Annotated in this window: 18 protein-coding genes and 1 tRNA gene; 11 read left to right on the top strand and 8 right to left on the bottom strand. The window is 63.2% G+C overall.

The window, feature by feature from the left end; translation table 11 throughout:
• Nucleotides 1-51: 51 nt before the first annotated feature.
• From ABID26_RS33175 to tkt, 3 genes are all read right to left on the bottom strand, one after another.
• Complete coding sequence (locus tag ABID26_RS33175) at nucleotides 52-1,941, bottom strand: potassium/proton antiporter (RefSeq protein WP_292302831.1); 1,890 nt, start codon at nucleotides 1,939-1,941, stop codon at nucleotides 52-54.
• Between the two features lie 166 nt (nucleotides 1,942-2,107).
• A complete protein-coding gene (gap, locus tag ABID26_RS33170) occupies nucleotides 2,108-3,118 on the bottom strand; it encodes a type I glyceraldehyde-3-phosphate dehydrogenase (protein ID WP_126097536.1) in 1,011 nt (336 codons plus the stop codon).
• Nucleotides 3,119-3,321: 203 nt separating this feature from the next.
• Nucleotides 3,322-5,313, bottom strand: a complete 1,992-nt coding sequence (gene tkt / locus ABID26_RS33165; RefSeq protein ID WP_292372899.1) for a transketolase — start codon at nucleotides 5,311-5,313, stop codon at nucleotides 3,322-3,324.
• A 261-nt stretch (nucleotides 5,314-5,574) separates the two neighbouring features.
• On the opposite strand from tkt, the gene ABID26_RS33160 reads away from it, so the two are divergent.
• From ABID26_RS33160 to ABID26_RS33150, 3 genes are all read left to right on the top strand, one after another.
• Nucleotides 5,575-5,847: a DUF4164 domain-containing protein gene (locus ABID26_RS33160; protein ID WP_040973690.1), complete on the top strand. Its 273-nt coding sequence runs from the start codon at nucleotides 5,575-5,577 to the stop codon at nucleotides 5,845-5,847.
• A 4-nt stretch (nucleotides 5,848-5,851) separates the two neighbouring features.
• Nucleotides 5,852-6,217: a cell division protein ZapA gene (locus tag ABID26_RS33155; protein WP_126097538.1), complete on the top strand. Its 366-nt coding sequence runs from the start codon at nucleotides 5,852-5,854 to the stop codon at nucleotides 6,215-6,217.
• A gap of 301 nt (nucleotides 6,218-6,518) precedes the next feature.
• The gene (locus ABID26_RS33150) at nucleotides 6,519-7,181 is read left to right on the top strand and encodes a peroxiredoxin (protein WP_292302828.1); all 663 of its coding nucleotides are present in this window, start codon (nucleotides 6,519-6,521) and stop codon (nucleotides 7,179-7,181) included.
• 210 nt (nucleotides 7,182-7,391) lie between these two features.
• Here the strand turns inward: ABID26_RS33150 and rpoH are convergent, their stop codons facing one another.
• Nucleotides 7,392-8,303 carry an RNA polymerase sigma factor RpoH gene (gene rpoH / locus ABID26_RS33145; protein ID WP_126097540.1) on the bottom strand — a complete coding sequence of 304 codons (912 nt, stop codon included), beginning with the start codon at nucleotides 8,301-8,303 and terminating at the stop codon, nucleotides 7,392-7,394.
• Nucleotides 8,304-8,514: 211 nt separating this feature from the next.
• Entirely contained in the window at nucleotides 8,515-9,570 is a 1,056-nt protein-coding gene (locus ABID26_RS33140; RefSeq protein WP_126097541.1) for an RluA family pseudouridine synthase, read from the bottom strand.
• A 26-nt stretch (nucleotides 9,571-9,596) separates the two neighbouring features.
• Between ABID26_RS33140 and ABID26_RS33135 the strand changes: the two genes are divergently transcribed.
• From ABID26_RS33135 to ABID26_RS33125, 3 genes are all read left to right on the top strand, one after another.
• On the top strand, nucleotides 9,597-9,980 hold the full coding sequence (locus tag ABID26_RS33135; protein WP_292372901.1) for a fimbrial protein: 384 nt from the start codon (nucleotides 9,597-9,599) through the stop codon (nucleotides 9,978-9,980).
• 11 nt (nucleotides 9,981-9,991) lie between these two features.
• Complete coding sequence (locus ABID26_RS33130) at nucleotides 9,992-10,405, top strand: VOC family protein (protein ID WP_126097543.1); 414 nt, start codon at nucleotides 9,992-9,994, stop codon at nucleotides 10,403-10,405.
• Nucleotides 10,406-10,490: 85 nt separating this feature from the next.
• Nucleotides 10,491-10,565, top strand: a tRNA-Glu gene (locus tag ABID26_RS33125).
• Nucleotides 10,566-10,591: 26 nt separating this feature from the next.
• Here ABID26_RS33125 and ABID26_RS33120 read toward each other — a convergent pair.
• A complete protein-coding gene (locus ABID26_RS33120; protein WP_126097544.1) occupies nucleotides 10,592-10,942 on the bottom strand; it encodes a hypothetical protein in 351 nt (116 codons plus the stop codon).
• Nucleotides 10,943-11,045: 103 nt separating this feature from the next.
• Complete coding sequence (locus ABID26_RS33115) at nucleotides 11,046-12,113, bottom strand: adenylate/guanylate cyclase domain-containing protein (protein WP_292302826.1); 1,068 nt, start codon at nucleotides 12,111-12,113, stop codon at nucleotides 11,046-11,048.
• Nucleotides 12,114-12,243: 130 nt separating this feature from the next.
• Here ABID26_RS33115 and ABID26_RS33110 point away from each other — a divergent pair, with 130 nt between their 5' ends.
• The 4 genes from ABID26_RS33110 to ABID26_RS33095 all read left to right on the top strand — a co-directional run bounded on the left by ABID26_RS33110 (nucleotide 12,244) and on the right by ABID26_RS33095 (nucleotide 15,081).
• On the top strand, nucleotides 12,244-12,684 hold the full coding sequence (locus tag ABID26_RS33110; RefSeq protein ID WP_292302825.1) for an SRPBCC family protein: 441 nt from the start codon (nucleotides 12,244-12,246) through the stop codon (nucleotides 12,682-12,684).
• 268 nt (nucleotides 12,685-12,952) lie between these two features.
• On the top strand, nucleotides 12,953-13,534 hold the full coding sequence (locus ABID26_RS33105; RefSeq protein WP_292302824.1) for a VOC family protein: 582 nt from the start codon (nucleotides 12,953-12,955) through the stop codon (nucleotides 13,532-13,534).
• A gap of 22 nt (nucleotides 13,535-13,556) precedes the next feature.
• Nucleotides 13,557-14,423 (top strand): glutathione S-transferase family protein, encoded by an 867-nt coding sequence (locus ABID26_RS33100; RefSeq protein ID WP_292302823.1) that lies wholly within the window; start codon nucleotides 13,557-13,559, stop codon nucleotides 14,421-14,423.
• Nucleotides 14,424-14,700: 277 nt separating this feature from the next.
• Entirely contained in the window at nucleotides 14,701-15,081 is a 381-nt protein-coding gene (locus tag ABID26_RS33095) for a hypothetical protein (RefSeq protein WP_435528635.1), read from the top strand.
• A 73-nt stretch (nucleotides 15,082-15,154) separates the two neighbouring features.
• Here the strand turns inward: ABID26_RS33095 and ABID26_RS33090 are convergent, their stop codons facing one another.
• Nucleotides 15,155-15,376 (bottom strand): hypothetical protein, encoded by a 222-nt coding sequence (locus ABID26_RS33090; RefSeq protein WP_292302821.1) that lies wholly within the window; start codon nucleotides 15,374-15,376, stop codon nucleotides 15,155-15,157.
• Between the two features lie 329 nt (nucleotides 15,377-15,705).
• Between ABID26_RS33090 and ABID26_RS33085 the strand changes: the two genes are divergently transcribed.
• The gene (locus ABID26_RS33085) at nucleotides 15,706-16,605 is read left to right on the top strand and encodes a DUF2865 domain-containing protein (RefSeq protein ID WP_292343956.1); all 900 of its coding nucleotides are present in this window, start codon (nucleotides 15,706-15,708) and stop codon (nucleotides 16,603-16,605) included.
• Nucleotides 16,606-16,732: the final 127 nt, after the last annotated feature.

Below are 16,732 nucleotides of genomic sequence, written 5' to 3'. Positions count from 1 at the left end.
TGCAAGGGCTGCATTGAAGGGCGCGCGCAAAAATGATGTCGTTGTGTGACGTCAGCTCTCGCTTGCCGCTTTTTGCGCCACAGGGTCGGGCGCCGGAGCGTCCTCGGCGGAGGGCACCGCGACAGGCGCTTCTGCGGGTTTGCGCCAGTCGCGGATGAAGGCGGCGATGCGGTCGGCGATCTCGCCGGCGCTCAGGAAAACCGGCACTCGCGCCACCGGCGCGGTCGGCTCGAAGGACAGGCCAAGCCCGGTGATGCGGCCCTTTTCGTCGACATCGCGCACGATCAGCTCGATCGGACCGATCATCACGCGGTCGGCATATTCGGCGTGGCCGCCGAGCCGCTCGGTGACAAGTGCGGCGACGGTGAGCTTCTGCTCGGCCTCGGTGAGGCCTGGCGCGTAGGCGGCTTCCAGCTCTCCGGCCGAGCGGGCCGGATCGACGGCGAAGGCGCCGAAGAAATCCGCATCCTCGGGGTCGACCACGGCGCGGCTGGCGAAAAGCTTGTCGAGCAGGCGCGGATAGCGGTCCGGAACGAAGATATAGACCTGGTCGCCCGCGGTCAGCCGGCCCATGTCCTGGAAGCGCATGGAGCGGCCATCGCGCAGCACCAGCGAAGGCCGCGCCCAGCGCGGGATGCGCTCGCCGCGAGCCACCGGGCTGCCTGGCGCCACGCGATAGGCAAGCAGCTCATGGTGCGCCGAGCCCGGCAGCTCGAGCTCGACCTTGTCGAGCGGCCCGAGCCGCGCCGGCACGATCAAGCCAAGGCGGCGGGCCAGCGGTCCGACGGTCCAGCCCTGCACCACCAGTGACACGAGCACGATGATGAAGGCGACGTTGAAGATCAGGCGGCCGTTCGCCAGCCCGCCGAGCAGCGGCGTGATGGCAAGCAGGATCGAGACGGCGCCGCGCAGGCCGACCCAGGAGACGAAGGCGACCTCGGGGCGCGGCAAGCGGAACGGGGTCAGGCAGAGCCAGACGGCTAAAGGCCGCGCCACGAAGATCAGGAAAAGGCCGAGCAGAATCGCCGGCACCATGATCGCCGGGAACTGCGACGGCGTGGCGAAAAGGCCGAGAATCAGGAACATGATGATCTGCGCCAGCCACGACATGCCGTCCTGGAAGCGTTTCAGGATGGTGACGGCGCGAATGTCGGAATTGCCGGCGACGAGGCCGGCGAGATAGACGGCCAGGAAGCCGGAGCCGCCGACGGCGCCGGCCGCCGCGAACACCATCAGCGAGAGCGTCAGCACGAAGATCGGCAGCAGGCCGTGGTCGAGATTCAGCCGCTCGACGAGGCGCACGATGGCGAAGCCGCCGAGCACGCCGATGACGGCGCCGAGCCCCATATTGACGACGAAGCCGAGCGCAAGGTTGGTGGCGAGAACATCCGCTTGCGGATTTGCGTGGGCCGCTATGATCTCGACCAAAGTGATGGTGAGGAAAATGGCGATCGGGTCGTTGGTGCCGGATTCGACCTCGAGCGTCGAACGTACGCGCTCGCGCAGGTGGATCTCGCCGGCGCGCAGCAGGAAGAAGACGGCGGCGGCGTCGGTCGAGGCGACGGCGGCGCCGAGCAGCGAAGATTCCAGCCAGCTGAGGTTGAGCAGATAAAAGGCGGCGACGCCGAAAATGCCGGTGGTGAGGATGACGCCGACGGTCGCCAGCGACAGCGCCGGCCCGGCCGCCTGGCGCAAGGCGTTGAGCGGCGTACCGAAACCGGAATCGAACAGGATGATGGCTAGAGCCAGTGAGCCGGCAAAGTAAGCCAGCCGCGCATTGTCGAATTCGATACCGAGGCCGTCGACGCCGGTGGCGAGCCCGATGCAGAGGAAGAGGAGCAGCAGGGGGGCGCCGAAGCGGAAGGCGATCAGGCTCGAAAACGCGGCGGCCACGACAAGCGCGGTGCCGACCAGCGTTACAAGATAGATCGCATGCTCCATCCGGAATCGCCCCTCACATCCCCGTCCCTCCCGCTTTACGGCAGAGTGGGGCGAAGACATGACCAGTGCAAGGCGGCAGCGTGGTTTTTTGCCCCATGCCGCTGGCGTCGAACGAAAAACGCCCGGCCGAAGCCGGGCGTTTCACACGATCAAAGGCAGCCTGCGATCAGGCGATGGTCTTGCCGAAGGCGACGGCCGTGTCGCCCATGCGGTTGGAGAAGCCCCACTCGTTGTCGTACCAGGACAGCACCGAAACGAAGTTGCCGTCCATGACCTTGGTCTGGTCGAGCGCCGCGATCGAGGAATGCGGATCGTGGTTGAAGTCGATCGAGACATTCGGGTGATGGGTGACCGCCAGGATGCCCTTCAGCTTGCCCTTGGAGGCGGCGATCAGAGCTTCGTTGATCTCCTGCGCGGTGGTCGAGCGCTTGGCGATGAACTTGAAGTCGACGACCGAGACGTTCGGGGTCGGCACGCGGATCGAGATGCCGTCGAGCTTGCCCTTGAGGTCGGGCAGCACCAAGCCGATCGCCTTGGCAGCACCCGTCGAGGTCGGGATCTGCGAGAGCGCCGCCGCGCGGGCGCGGTAGAGGTCCTTGTGCATGGTGTCCAGCGTCGGCTGGTCGCCGGTGTAGGAGTGGATCGTCGTCATCATGCCCTTCTCGATGCCGACGGTCTCGTGCAGGACGGCAGCAAGCGGCGCCAGGCAGTTGGTGGTGCAGGACGCGTTGGAGATGACGACGTGGTCCTTGGTCAGCTTGTCGTGGTTGATGCCGTAGACGACGGTGAGGTCGGCGCCTTCGGCTGGAGCCGAGACGATGACGCGCTTGGCGCCGGCGGTCAGATGCGCGGCGGCCTTGTCGCGGGCGGTGAAGATGCCGGTGCATTCGAGCGCGATGTCGATGCCGAGCTCCTTCCAGGGCAGCTGGGTCGGATCCTTGATCGCGGTGACCTTGAACTTCTCCTTGCCGACCGAGATCTGGTCGCCGTCGACCGTCACCTCGTGCGGGAAGCGGCCATGCACGCTGTCATAGCGCAGCAGGTGCGCGTTGGTCTCGACCGGGCCGAGGTCGTTGACGGCGACTACGTCGATGTCCTTGCGACCGGATTCATGGATGGCGCGCAGGATGTTGCGGCCGATGCGGCCAAATCCGTTGATGGCAACTCTGACGGTCATTTTTCTCTCCCTGGGGCTGGAAAGCGGATGGGCCCGCAGCTTCATAGCGGCGGATGGCACAAGAATCTAGCCGCAGGAGCCCAGATTTAAATCGATTAGGTTGGTCCAGCCCGGCGAAACCCTTGAATGGCTTCGCCGGACGGGCTTCCTGCTTCTATATGTCGCTCAAAGCCGCTGTGCGCTTTTGAGCGACGTGCAACGGCTCAGTCGCCGTGCAGGCGCGCTTCCACCGCCTTCGCCGCGGCCTCCGCGGTGATGCCGAAATGCGGATAGAGCTGCTCGATCGAGCCGGAGGCGCCGAAGCCGTGCATGCCGACGAAGATGCCGCCAGTGCCGATGAGATGGTCCCAGCCCTGGCGGATGCCCGCCTCGATGGCGACCTTCACCTTGGTGTTGCCGATCGTCTTCTTGCGATAGTCCTCGCTCTGCCGGTCGAACAGCTCGAAGCAGGGCACCGAGACGACGCGGGTCGGATGGCCGTGCTTCTCGAGCAGCTCGCGGGCGCCAAGCGCGATCTCGACCTCGGATCCGGTGGCAAAGATCGTCACCGCCGCCTCGCCATTTGCCGCGGCGAGCTCGTAGGCGCCGGAGGCGCTGAGGTTTTTCTCGCTGAACTCGTTGCGCACGGTCGGCAGGTTCTGGCGGGTCAGCGCCAGCGTCGACGGCGTCTTTTCGGACTCCAGGGCCAACTGCCAGCATTCGGCGGTTTCGACCGCGTCGGCCGGACGGAACACATTGTGGTTCGGAATGGCGCGAAGTGCGGCCAGATGCTCGACCGGCTGGTGGGTCGGGCCGTCCTCGCCGAGGCCGATCGAGTCATGCGTCATGACGAAGATCGAGCGGATGCCCATCAGCGAGGCAAGGCGCATCGAGGGGCGGGCATAGTCGGAGAAGCACAGGAAGGTGCCGCCATAGGCGATGAGGCCGCCATGCAGCGTCAAGCCGTTGATCGCGGCAGCCATGCCGTGCTCGCGGATGCCGTAGTGGACATAGCGCTGGCCGTAGTCGTCCGGCGTGATGTTCTTGGTCTGGCTGGTCTTGGTGTTGTTGGAGCCGGTGAGGTCGGCCGAGCCGCCGATGGTTTCGGGAACCGCGCCGTTGATCACTTCCAGCGCCATCTCCGACGACTTGCGGGTCGCGACCTTCGGCTTGTCGGCCGAGAGCTTCTTCTTGTAGTCGGCGATGACGGCATCGAAGTTGGACGGCAGCTTGCCGGCGAGGCGGCGCTCGAACTCGCCCTTCAGCTGGGCATCTGCCTTGGCGAGGCGGCCTTCCCAATCGGCGCGCGCCTTGGCGCCGCCGGTGCCGACAGCGCGCCAGGCGTCGAGGATGTCGGCCGGAACCTCGAAGGGCGGCGACTCCCAGTTGAAGAATTTGCGCGCGCCGGCGATTTCCTCGGCACCGAGCGGCGAGCCATGCGCCTTGTTGGTGCCGGCCTTGGTCGGGGCGCCGAAGCCGATGGTCGTCTTGCACGCGATCATCGTCGGCTTGTCGGAATGGCGTGCAGCTTCGATGGCATAGGCGATCGCTTCCGGATCGGTGCCGTCGATGTGGCTGGCGTTCCAGCCGCTGGCCTGGAAGCGGGCGACCTGGTCGGTGTTGTCGGCGAGCGAGACCGGGCCGTCGATCGAGATGTTGTTGTTGTCCCAGAAGACGATCAGCTTGTTGAGCTTGAGGTGACCGGCAAGCGCGATGGCTTCCTGGGAGACGCCTTCCATCAGGCAGCCGTCGCCGGCCAGCACATAGGTATAGTGGTTGACGAGGTCGTTGCCGAAGGCGGCGTTCATGATGCGCTCGCCGAGCGCGAAGCCGACCGAGTTGGCAAGACCCTGGCCGAGCGGGCCGGTGGTGGTCTCGATGCCGGCGGCATGCCCGTATTCGGGATGGCCGGCGGTCTTCGATCCGAGCTGCCGGAAATTCTTGATCTGGTCGATCGTCATGTCCTCGTAGCCGGTGAGGTACAAGAGCGAATAGAGCAGCATCGAGCCGTGGCCGGCCGACAGGATGAAGCGGTCGCGGTCGGCCCAGTGCGGGGCCTTGGCGTCGAATTTCAGGAAGCGGGTGAACAGCACCGTGGCGATGTCGGCGCAGCCCATGGGCAGGCCGGGGTGACCCGAATTCGCCTTTTCGACGGCGTCCATGGAGAGAAAACGGATCGCATTGGCCATCCGGTCATGTTGTTCACGCGAGGTCATGCTTCCTCCGGAAGTGGGTTGGAGCCTTGGGGGAACCCTTGGAAAGGATGCCGCGACACATAGCAGGCGCGGCCTTTTAGTCAACAAATCCGGTCGGCTTTTGCCGGGCTTGTGAAGGGGGCGGGTGCGCTACATTAGCGTTAGCGGGGGACAGTCGCGAGAGCTTTATTGACGCGCGCTTCACCCGGCGCCTAATCTTTCCGACATAACGCGTTCTGAACGCGAGCGATTCGGTGACGGGCAGGGCATAGGACGAAGGCCATGACCGGGGAAACGACCCTCAAAGAAGTCATCGCCAGGCTCGGCAAGGCCATGGAAGGGCTGGAAAACGCCGTGGCGGCGCGGCTCGAGCATGAGCGCGACTATTCGGAAGCCGAGGCCGAGGTGCAGCGCATGAATGCCGACCGCTCGCGGCTGGCGCAGGAGCTCGACAACTCCGAGGCCCGCGCCGAACGGCTGGAAGATGCCAACAAGGAAGTATCGCGCCGGCTGGTGACCGCCATGGAGACCATCCGCGCGGTCCTGGACAGGTAAGCCAATGGCACAGGTGACGGTTTCGATCGACGGCAAGCAGTACCGGATGGCTTGCGACGAGGGCCAGGAAGAGCACCTGATCGACCTCGCCGAGCGCTTCGACCGCTATGTCGCGCATCTGAAGGATTCCTTCGGCGAGATCGGCGACCAGCGGCTGACCGTGATGGCCGGCATCATGGTGATGGATGAGCTCTCGGAGCTCAACAAGCGCGTCAAGGGCATGGAGAGCGAAGTGCTGACGCTGCGCAAGACGCGCGACGAGGCGCTGACCAAGGCCGACAAGAGCGACAGCGTGCTGACCACGGCGCTCGCGGCGCTTGCCCAGCGCATGGAAGACCTGGCGACGACGCTGGCGGTGAAGAAGGCTTAACGCGCGCCTCGTCCGGACCCTAAAGCGCGTCGCGATCTTTCAGATTCACTCCATGCGCGTCAGTTTTTGATTTTACGCATGTCTTTGTCCCGAAACCGGTTCCCACTTTCGGGAGACATGCGTTAGCGTCCATCGCGGAAATTCCTGCTGTCTTTTCCAGGAAAAGACGAAATTTTTCCGCCGCTTCGATCACGCTTGCAGACACAAGCCTTTTGAACCGGGCCGTCCGGCGGTATAGAAGGCTGAGCCGCCGCTGGGGTTGGCCCATGCCGGCGACATGTCACAGGGTAGGGAACACGTCATGAGCCTTCGTATCAACGATATCGCGCCGGACTTCACGGCCGAGACCACGCAAGGGACGATCAATTTCCATCAGTGGATCGGTGACGGCTGGGCGGTGCTTTTCAGCCATCCAAAGAACTTCACGCCGGTCTGCACGACCGAGCTCGGCACGATGGCCGGGCTGGAAGGCGACTTCAAGAAGCGCAATGTCAAGATCATCGGCATTTCCGTCGATCCGGTATCGAGCCACGACAAGTGGCAGGCCGACATCAAGACCGCTACCGGCCAAACGGTGAACTACCCGCTGATCGGCGACAAGGACCTCAAGGTCGCCAAGCTTTACGAGATGCTGCCGGCAGGCGCCGGCGAGAGCTCGGAAGGCCGCACGCCGGCCGACAACGCCACCGTGCGCTCTGTCTACGTCATCGGCCCCGACAAGAAGATCAAGCTGGTGCTGACCTATCCGATGACCACGGGCCGCAACTTCGACGAGATCCTGCGCGTCATCGATTCCATCCAGCTGACGGCCAAGCACCAGGTGGCGACGCCGGCGAACTGGAAGCAGGGCGAGGACGTCATCATCACTGCCGCCGTCTCCAACGAGGACGCCATCAAGCGCTTCGGCGCCTACGAGACGGTGCTGCCGTATCTGCGCAAGACCAAGCAGCCGACGGCAGGCTGATATTCAGGTGATCCCGGCCTGCAAATGGTGGCTTCCTGCGCTTCCGGTGCTCACGTACTGCAAGTACGCTCCGCTCCGGTTCTCGGAAGCCGCCATTTTCGGCTCGGGCTGACCTGAATCTCAACCCGCCTTACCAGCCAGTTACGACAACAAAAAACGGCGGCGCCAGAGCCTGGCGCCGCCGTTTTGCTTTTTGCCTAATGCCGTGCGTTAAGCGGCCGGCTGCGCCTCGATGGTGCGCAGCGCCTGGGCCTGGCGCTTGGCCGCGGCCTTGACCGCGTCCTGTACCTTCTCGAAGGCGCGCACCTCAATCTGGCGCACGCGCTCGCGGCTGATGTCGAACTCGGCCGACAGCTCTTCCAGCGTCAGCGGTTCTTCGGCCAGGCGACGCGCCTCGAAGATGCGCCGCTCGCGATCGTTGAGCACCGACAGAGCGCCCGACAGCATCGAGCGCCGGTTTTCCAGCTCGTCCTGCTCGATCAGCATTTCTTCCTGGCTTTCGTGGTCGTCGACCAGCCAGTCCTGCCATTCGCCGGACTCGCCCTCGCTCGCCCTGATCGGGGCGTTGAGCGAAGCGTCGCCCGACAGGCGGCGGTTCATCGACACCACCTCAGCCTCGGACACGTTGAGGCGCGTGGCGATCTCGGCGATCTGGTCGGGCTTCAAATCGCCGTCGTCGAGCGCCTGGATTCTGCCCTTCACCTTGCGCAGGTTGAAGAACAGGCGCTTCTGGTTGGCGGTGGTGCCCATCTTGACCAGGCTCCACGAGCGCAGGATGTATTCCTGGATCGAGGCCTTGATCCACCACATAGCGTAGGTGGCGAGCCGGAAACCACGCTCCGGCTCGAATTTCTTCACGGCCTGCATGAGGCCGACATTGCCTTCCGAGATCACCTCGCCGATCGGCAGGCCGTAGCCGCGATAGCCCATGGCGATCTTGGCGACGAGCCGCAAATGGCTGGTGACGAGCTTGTGCGCGGCGGAAGTGTCCTGATGCTCGGCATAACGCTTGGCGAGCATGTACTCTTCCTGCGGCTGCAGCATCGGAAAGCGACGGATTTCTTCCAGGTAACGGGCGAGACCGCCCTCACCGGAAACGATACTGGGTAATGACTGGGCCATGATTAGCGCCCCCTCTCTATTGGAGTGATGCCCCCGAAACGCGGCGGGCATGTGACGCGAATGCCAATCGGCTCATCCGCGGCAGCGGGTGTATATAGGAACAAAACCAGAAAGGACAGGCATTTGTTCAACACAAAACAGTGTGTCACGCTTAAGTGAACAACGCCAGTCAGGTTTTTTGATGGCTGGTTTGAAGCGTCTTGATGGCGGCTCAGAGCTTGCGGAAACCGCCGACGAGTTCCTCCATGTCCCTCGGCATCGGCGCCTCGAACCTCATCGTTAGATGGGTAGCCGGATGGCGGAATTCAAGGAGCCAGGCGTGGAGCGCCTGCCGGGAAAATGCAGTGACCTCGCTTTTCAGCGGCTCCGGCAGCCGGTTGGCCTTGGTGCGGAAGGCCTGGCCGTAATCCGGATCGCCGATCACGGGATGGCCGATATGCGCCATATGGACCCTGATCTGGTGCGTGCGGCCGGTCTCCAGCCGGCATTCGACCAGACTTGCCGTGGCGAAGGCCTTCTGCCCTTCGCCGAAGCGTTCGACCACGCTGAAATGGGTGACCGCATGGCGGGCGTCGTCGCGTCCTTCGGGAACCACCGCGCGGCGGACGCGGTCAGCGGCGCGGCCGAGCGCGGCGTCGACGGTGCCGCTCGGCCGCTGCGGAATGCCCCAGACCAGCGCCAGGTAAGCGCGCTCGAGATCGCCGGTGCGGCCATGGTCGGCGAAGGCCTCCGACAGCGCCTTGTGGGCGCGATCGGTCTTGGCCACCACCATAACACCGCTCGTCTCCTTGTCGAGGCGATGGACGATGCCCGGCCGCCTGACGCCGCCGATACCGGAGAGGCTGTCGCCGCAATGGTGGATCAGCGCGTTGACCAGCGTGCCGGTCCAGTTGCCGGCGCCGGGATGGACGACCAGACCCGCCGGCTTGTTGATAACGATCAACTCGTCGTCTTCGTAGAGGATATCGAGCGGGATCGCCTCGCCCTGCGGCTCGGCCGGTTGCGGTTCCGGCATGACGACCGAGACGTGCTCGCCGACCGCCATCTTGCGCTTGGCCTCCTCTACCGGTCTGCCGGCGATCGAGACGGCGCCCTGCTTGATAAGGGCCTGAACGCGGCTGCGTGAAATGTCGGGGCCAAGCCTTGCGGCCAGCCATTGGTCGAGGCGCTGCCCTGCGGCATCCGCGCCGGCTTCCAGAATGACGGCTTCGTTCCCGGTCGATTCATCCCCTATCAAAATCGGGGTCTCTTCGTTATGAGCGCTCATCGAAACCCGTTGCGGATTGTTTAGCCATGGCCCGGCCCATCGACGAAGAAGATGAAGAGAAGCCGCTCGACCCCGCTGCCGAAAAGGTGCGCAGGAAGCTCATCCGCTTCATGATCGTCAATCTCGGCCTGCTGTTCCTCGCCCTTATGGTGGTGATCGGGGCGCTTGTCTACAAAGCCCGCAATGCGCCGGTTGCCGGATCGGCACCCGCCGGCGACGTCCAGGCCCCGGCCGGCGCGCCGCTCAGCGGCGACATCGTGCTGCCGGTCCGCGCCAGAGTGGTCAGCCAGTCGCTGTCCGGCAATCGGCTGTCGATCGATGCCGAGCTTGCCGACGGCAGCCGTTCCATCTTCGTCTACGACATTGCCGAGCGCCGCATGATCGGCCAGTTCCCAATCCGTAACAAATGAGCCCGCAACAAATGAGCGGCTTTGCCGAAAAACGCTGCATTGCGACGGTGGCGCTCGTCGTCGAAAACTATGACGAGGCGATCGCCTGGTATGTCGAGCGGCTCGGCTTCGTGCTGACCGACGATGTCGACCTCGGCGGCGGCAAGCGCTGGGTGACGGTCACGCCGGCAAATGGACAAGGCGCGCGGCTGTTGCTTGCGGAGGCTTCCGGCGAGACGCAGGCGAGCCGCATCGGCGACCAGACCGGCGGCAGGGTGTTTCTCTTCCTCGAGACCGACGACTTCGCGCGCGACCATCAGGCGATGCTTGGCAGGGGCGTCGAGTTTCGCGAGGCGCCGCGCTTCGAGGTCTATGGCACAGTGGCGGTGTTTGCCGATCTCTACGGCAATCTCTGGGACCTGATCGAGCCGAAACGGCAGGGTTGACAGGGGCAGTCTGCAAAGTCCGGGAACAGTCCGAAACCCCAGTTGCTTTTTCGATGCCGTCATCCTATGTAGCCGGTTCTTGAGCGCGCCCATCGTCTAGCGGTCAGGACACCGCCCTCTCACGGCGGGAACAGGGGTTCGATTCCCCTTGGGCGTACCAAGCTTTTCTCAGGATTTGCGCCGAGTCTATGTGCCGGCTTCGGTCTTTTCGCGGGACGCTTGCTCCAACAACCGCGATAGGTGTTGGAGGTGCATCGATTGGGCATCTTCAAGCAACTGCAGGAAGTTGGCCGCCTTCCCTCGCGGCAACCGACGGTGCTTTAGTGCAGCGATCCGCGCGCGCTGGCGCTTGATGTGCCGCTCAGCTTGCAGAACGTGCCGTTCCGCCATTTGGATGTCGTTCGCCAGTGCCATGAGCCGTAAACGGTCGGACGGGTAGGGGGTTCCGTCAGGGAAGACACCATCTGAAACGCGGCCCAGTGACTGGAGCCGATTCAGGCTAAAGCTGCCGGCGACGGATCGTTTCGGCGAGCTCACGCGATTGGGCTCGTTGGCGCCTCTCCCTCGAAGGGTGGAAGCCAGGAATAGTCGGCCCTTAGCACCGGCCAGCGAAGCTGCGTGCGACGCGCATGGCTGGGCTCTATTCCGGCAAGCCGAAAAGCGTTTGCGCGCCTGCTATTCCTCTTAGCGTATGACTGCCCATGGCGATCATCGGCTCGGTAGTTTCTGCCTCGAACACTGTCGACGCGAGCACCGTCCGTCCTAACGGCTTGCACAGCCCTTCGATGCGGCTAACAAGATTTACAGCCTTGCCGATCGCGGTGAAATCCAACCTGCCGGCAGTGCCGATATTCCCCCAAAGTATCTCGCCGACATGCAGGCCAATGCCATATCCGAGCTCAGGGCCCCCATTGCGGCGGCGAGTTTGGTTGAGATGATCTATTCCGGCGCGCGTGGCCTTCACGGCGCGTACCGCCGCGTCACATGCGGCCCTTGCATCGCGCTCGCCAATCGGGAAAATCGCGAGGACGCCATCACCTATAAACTTGAGAACCTCGCCACCAAATGCGTGCACCGCGCCGGCGACGCAATCGAACCAGGCATCAAGTACCGATACGATCTCGTCTGCATCATGAACCTCGGATAGATCGGTGAAACCTCGAAGGTCCGCGCACAGAAGCGCAGCCCGTATCGTCTCTCCCTTTACTCGACGAGAATGACCGTTGAGCACATGTGCTGCGCTGCGCTTTCCCAAATATGCTTCGAGCAATTCGCGTTTCGCAGATCGTTCTGCGAGTGCGGTCATCGGAGCCGCGGCAAACCGGGAGATTTGCCGCAGCAGCTCTGACTGCGCCTCATCCGGGGTGTGATCGAACGCCCACACCAAAGTCGGTGCGACACCGCCCGCTCCCTCGTCGAACACGATCGCCCGCGTCGTGCCAAGCCACTCCCGCAGCACGAGCCGGGGATCGGCATTCTGGCGGTCGGCGCCTATTCCCAAAGCCTCGACCACTTCATCGCCAGGCGCTCGCCAGAGCCAGATGCGGCGTGAAATGATCGGGTTGGGAGCATCCTGCGCCAGCGCGCCGGCAATGATCGGCAAGCCGTCTTCCATCAAATGCGTCGAGAGCTGCAATAGAAGTCGCCCGCCGTCGCCAATATGCGCGGCGTCGTCCAGAAGGAATGAAAGCGAGTTTGCGAGAAGCATCGGTAGAAGTCACTCGGCACCGGCTTATGCTTACGCCTCGAACATCTTCTTGCAACTCCCCACATTCGCTTCAATCATGCACGGCATTCGATGCGGATGTGACCTGGGCGGATGTGACCTGGAGTGAGCAATGGCGGAATCGGTTTACACAGAGATTGAGGTCGCGGCGCCACAGGCGACCGTGTTCGCGCTTTTGACGGATCCGGACCAGATCGTGCGATGGATCGGGACCGAAGCGAATTCGGATGCAACCCCGGGCGGCCTGTTCCTCGTCAATGTCGGTGGTCGCCATATGGCGCGCGGTGAGTTCACCGAGGTGATCCCGGTCCACCGTCTTGCCTACAGTTTTGGCTGGGAAGACAACGAGACCGTGCCGCCCGGCTCCAGCCATGTCGAGATCGACCTGATCGCGAGGGATGCGGGGACACTGATCCGCTTCACGCACAGCGGACTGCCGAACGCAAAGGAGCGTGACAGCCATCGAAAGGGATGGGAGCACTACCTCTCAAGGCTGAAGATCACCGCCGATGGGGGACATGTCGATCCCGACGTGCCGATGAAGAACATGTGATTTACATCCAAGGGTCGCGCATTCTTCGGCGCCGGCAAGCACGGATCGCCGATCGGGCCGCCTGGGTCCTGAAGCACCAGCGCTTCTGGCGCAACGCCTCGGATTGAATTAGCATCCGCGCATCAAAAGCTCCGGCCGCATTCCTGCAGGATGCGGAATGCGGAGCGCAGGGAGCGAAGCCGGGCGGCGATCACGTGCCGAGCGCTGATCAAAATGCGACTGGGCATCTGAACCGGCGGCAAGGCGCGGGGTGTCCGGGAGGAGCCAGATGCAGAAACTACAATCGCAAGGCGTCCATCACATCACGCTGGTTGGTGCCAATCGCCAGACCTCGATCGATTTTTGGGAAGGCGTGCTTGGCATGCCCTTCATTTTCGAGCAGCCCAATCTCGACAAGGCGAGCGAAAGCCACCTCTATTTCGACCCCGGCGACGGCCGGCTGATCACGGTCTTCACCGACGAGAGCCGCAGCCCAGTCAAGCGGCGCACGCCGACCGATACGGGCTGCGTCCACCACATCGCGTTCTCCGTGTCGCGGGTGACCTTCCTGCAGGCGGTCGCCCGGCTCGACGAGCGCGCCATCAAGCACAGCGGCGTCAAGGATCGCGGCTTCATGGATTCGATCTATTTCGAGGATCCGCTCGGCCTTCTGATCGAGCTCGCCTCGTACCGCTTCGAGCCGCCGGCCGGTTTTACCCATGCCGACGTGCTGATGGCGGCGCATAAGATCCGCGTCGCGCGCGGCGACTACAACATCGCCGAAGTGCACCTTGCCGACGCCATCCAGGCGCTGGTCGAGCGATCGCGCGAAACATTGTCCGAGAACCGGGCGGCGAAGAATCCATACTGAACAGGTCAGAGGGAGGACCAAGATGGCAAAGACAGCCACAAAAGGAACCAAGAAGGTAACGGCCAAACCAGCAGCGAAGCCGGCGGCCAAAGCCACGGCAAAGGCAACCACCGCCGCCAAGGGGGCGGCCAAGGTAGCCAAGCCTGCGGCGAAGGCTATGGCAAAGGCCGCGCCTAAAGCGAAGCCAGCCAAGAAAGCTGGCGTGAAACTCAGCATGCTGAGGCCGAGCGTCAACAACATGACGGTCAGGGTGTTCACGCGCGCGGCAGGCCTCGACCATTCCGAGACCGACGCCTGGGGACTGACGCGCACGCCTGAATTCCTGGCGCGCAACCCGGCGCATCTGACGCCGATGATCGAGGACAAAGGTCTTCCCAGGGGCGTGCTCTGGGAGAGCTGCGCCATCATGCAGTATCTCGCCAACAAGCACGGGCTCGACAAATTCTATCCGAAGGCGCCGGCCAAGCGGGCAATGGTCGACAGCGCCATGTTCTACCTGGTCGGCACGCTCTATCCCTATGTGGCCAGAGCCACCTATCCGGCGCTCGGCTTTCCGCAATATGCCGGCGAGGTCGGCCATAGCGACGCCCACCCCGACAGGAAATCGGAGGCGCAGAAGGCGGCTGCCGCGGCGATCGCCGAGCCGCTGGAGGTGTTTCACTCCTTCTTCAGGGACGGCAAGCCCTTCATCGGCGGTGCCAACCCGTCGATCGCAGACATCCGGCTGGCGGCGACGCTCGAATTCCTGGCCGTCATCGACTACGCGCTGCCCAAATGGGCGAAGGACTATATGGCCGCGATCGAGAAGAAGCTCGGCAATGCCTATGCAGAGCCGGCCGGCGACGTGCGCGGCTACATCGCCCATGTGAAATCGCAGGCCGCGGCTTGAGAAACCCGCGGGTTAGGGGTTCGTTAACCAAAGCCCGTCTAGTGTCTCAGTCCTCGCCGCGACCACGGATGTACTGGCGCGACGCCGAGGCTAGGGAAAGGTCGGCTCATTGCCGGCCTTTTGCTTTTCGGCGACGGTCGTGCCGGCATCACGACAACATGATTTTGCCGGGGTCAACCGGGTTGAAATCCTATTGTCATCCTCCTCGTTGATCGTACCATGCCGCCAAGCGAATGGGGCGAATGGGCGAACGCGAGGAGGATCAGCGATGAGAGGCATGGCAAGATATTCGGCGATTGTCGGCGCGCTGCTTGCGCTGCCCCTTCCGGCGAATGCCGCGCCGCTCAACACCATGAATGAGGTCGGCGCCGCCCTGCAGGCGTGCTGGACCCCGCCTGCCAATTCCGGGAATTCCTCGGTCACCTTGAGCTTCAGCTTCAAGCGCGACGGCACGCTGATCGGCCCGCCGAAGCCAACCGCCATCAAGGTCAGCGGCGATGACAAGGCGCGTCAGGCCTTTGTCGACGCGGCGACGGCCGCCTTGCGCAATTGCCTGCCGCTCAGCTTCTCGCCGGCACTGGCGCAGGGAATTCCGGGAAAGGTCTTTACACTTCAGTTCAATTCGCCAAAAGATAACGCCAAAGCAGTCCAGCAATAGAATTGCCGAACGGCTCAATTTAGCTTTGCGCAATTCCGAACCGAAAGCCGTTATGCTTTTATAGGGAACCGCACTACGCCGCATTGCGCGGCCGCCGCGCATTTGCGTGCTTTTCCAGTTCCGGCATCTCGAAGACATAGTCGTTCCAGGCCGATTCCGGAACCTGCCCGGCCAGATAGCATTCCAGCAGCAGATTTTGCTCCGGTGTCAGATGCCTCGGCGCCCGCTCGTGATCCAGTCCAAGCGAATGGATCAGGTTCCTGGTCAGGCCAGAGACGGTGAAGTGAAAAGACATCTTCAGCCTCCTCGGTGCTGCGAGAATAACGTCAGATGCCGGTCAAAGGTTTCATCGGCAGTCCGCGATCGAGCGCGGCCGGACGTCGATACGAGACGTCGATCGATTCGATGGCTTTTCGGCCACTGTCTCAATCTTGAAATGAAAGTGTAATATTCATTTTACAAAACCGAGAATAACACTCATAGTGCAAAGCTGTGTTGGGCGCTTTACCTTTTAAGACGTGACGATAAACTCATTTAGCCAAGGCTTATGTATGCTTAGAGCTTGGATGAGTTTTAGAATTTCGGCAACCAATGATGTGTCTGCGGTTCCTCAAGGTCTCTCTCTTGGCTGTTACTGCGTTGCTGGCATTGGCAACAGTTTCCTACGCTGACGTTTGCAGCGCGCTCAAAAGCCAGATGCTTGCCGGCGGGCGCGGCTCGGCCAATCCCGAGCTTGCCCAACTGCGGCGCCAGCTCGCCGCGATCCAGGGCATCGAGAGGCAGCGCCGCTGCACCGCCAGCAGCGCGATGGGCGGCTTCTTCAATGCCTGCGCCGACCTTGCCAGGAGCAGGGCCGAAGTGCAGCGCCGGATCGCCTCCATCGGCAGCCCGGGCCGCGACGACCCGCAGGCGAGATATGTCGCGCTGGCCTGCCAGTCCGCGCCCAAGCGGCAGTCGGCGGAACCAGCGCCGATGCAATCTTCCGGCACGACGTTCGGCGGCAATGCGATGCTGTTTTGTGTGCGCCTTTCGGACGGCTACTTCTTCCCGGCGCCGAACTCGCAATTCGCGCGAGGCGCCGATCTCAAGGACACGGTCGATCAGTGCCGCTATATCTGCGACGATCCGGGCGTCGACCTCTACACGCTGAGCGATCCGAACCTCGAGACCGACCAGATGGTTGCTGTCGAGACGCGCAAGCCGTACACCGAGCTTCCAGCCGCTTTCCGGTATCGCGACGACGCCAATTTCAAGTCTTGCGATCTCAAGCGCTACTATCAGCGCGTGGCCGAGCTCAGGGCGCGCACCGTGACCCCGGGCAACATGCAAAACGCCATAATCCCGCTGCCGACGGCAAAGCCCGATCTCGGCACGGTTTCGGATATTCCATCGCCCTCGGACGCTGATGCCGAGGTCCATGCGGCCGCAGCCGATGCAGGTGCGGCGGAGGGCCAGACGCCGACCGGGCCGGTCGGATCGCGGCGGGTGCGGGTGGTCGGCCCCGCCTTTTTCCCGGCGGATTGATCCCGGCCGGCAGCTTCGACCGCAATCGCCGGGGACTAGAGCGTTTCAGGTTTTGACGGAAGCGTATCCGGCGTTGTTGAAGTAGTTTGAGCATTCGTCGGGTTCTATGGTGGCGACGAGGTGTCCG

It is taken from the genome of Mesorhizobium shonense (genome assembly GCF_040545255.1).
Classification (GTDB): Bacteria; Pseudomonadota; Alphaproteobacteria; order Rhizobiales; family Rhizobiaceae; genus Mesorhizobium; species Mesorhizobium shonense.
Note: the sequence above shows the minus strand (reverse complement) of the source record. Positions and strands in the feature narration are given on the sequence as shown.

Bases quoted from the DNA above. Each gene is read 5' to 3' on its own strand.
- ABID26_RS33175 (WP_292302831.1), bottom strand. From the start codon at position 1,941: ATGGAGCATGCGATCTATCTTGTAACGCTGGTCGGCACCGCGCTTGTC.
- gap (WP_126097536.1), bottom strand. From the start codon at position 3,118: ATGACCGTCAGAGTTGCCATCAACGGATTTGGCCGCATCGGCCGCAAC.
- tkt (WP_292372899.1), bottom strand. From the start codon at position 5,313: ATGACCTCGCGTGAACAACATGACCGGATGGCCAATGCGATCCGTTTT.
- ABID26_RS33160 (WP_040973690.1), top strand. From the start codon at position 5,575: ATGACCGGGGAAACGACCCTCAAAGAAGTCATCGCCAGGCTCGGCAAG.
- ABID26_RS33155 (WP_126097538.1), top strand. From the start codon at position 5,852: ATGGCACAGGTGACGGTTTCGATCGACGGCAAGCAGTACCGGATGGCT.
- ABID26_RS33150 (WP_292302828.1), top strand. From the start codon at position 6,519: ATGAGCCTTCGTATCAACGATATCGCGCCGGACTTCACGGCCGAGACC.
- rpoH (WP_126097540.1), bottom strand. From the start codon at position 8,303: ATGGCCCAGTCATTACCCAGTATCGTTTCCGGTGAGGGCGGTCTCGCC.
- ABID26_RS33140 (WP_126097541.1), bottom strand. From the start codon at position 9,570: ATGAGCGCTCATAACGAAGAGACCCCGATTTTGATAGGGGATGAATCG.
- ABID26_RS33135 (WP_292372901.1), top strand. From the start codon at position 9,597: ATGGCCCGGCCCATCGACGAAGAAGATGAAGAGAAGCCGCTCGACCCC.
- ABID26_RS33130 (WP_126097543.1), top strand. From the start codon at position 9,992: ATGAGCGGCTTTGCCGAAAAACGCTGCATTGCGACGGTGGCGCTCGTC.
- ABID26_RS33115 (WP_292302826.1), bottom strand. From the start codon at position 12,113: ATGCTTCTCGCAAACTCGCTTTCATTCCTTCTGGACGACGCCGCGCAT.
- ABID26_RS33110 (WP_292302825.1), top strand. From the start codon at position 12,244: ATGGCGGAATCGGTTTACACAGAGATTGAGGTCGCGGCGCCACAGGCG.
- ABID26_RS33105 (WP_292302824.1), top strand. From the start codon at position 12,953: ATGCAGAAACTACAATCGCAAGGCGTCCATCACATCACGCTGGTTGGT.
- ABID26_RS33100 (WP_292302823.1), top strand. From the start codon at position 13,557: ATGGCAAAGACAGCCACAAAAGGAACCAAGAAGGTAACGGCCAAACCA.
- ABID26_RS33095 (WP_435528635.1), top strand. From the start codon at position 14,701: ATGGCAAGATATTCGGCGATTGTCGGCGCGCTGCTTGCGCTGCCCCTT.
- ABID26_RS33090 (WP_292302821.1), bottom strand. From the start codon at position 15,376: ATGTCTTTTCACTTCACCGTCTCTGGCCTGACCAGGAACCTGATCCAT.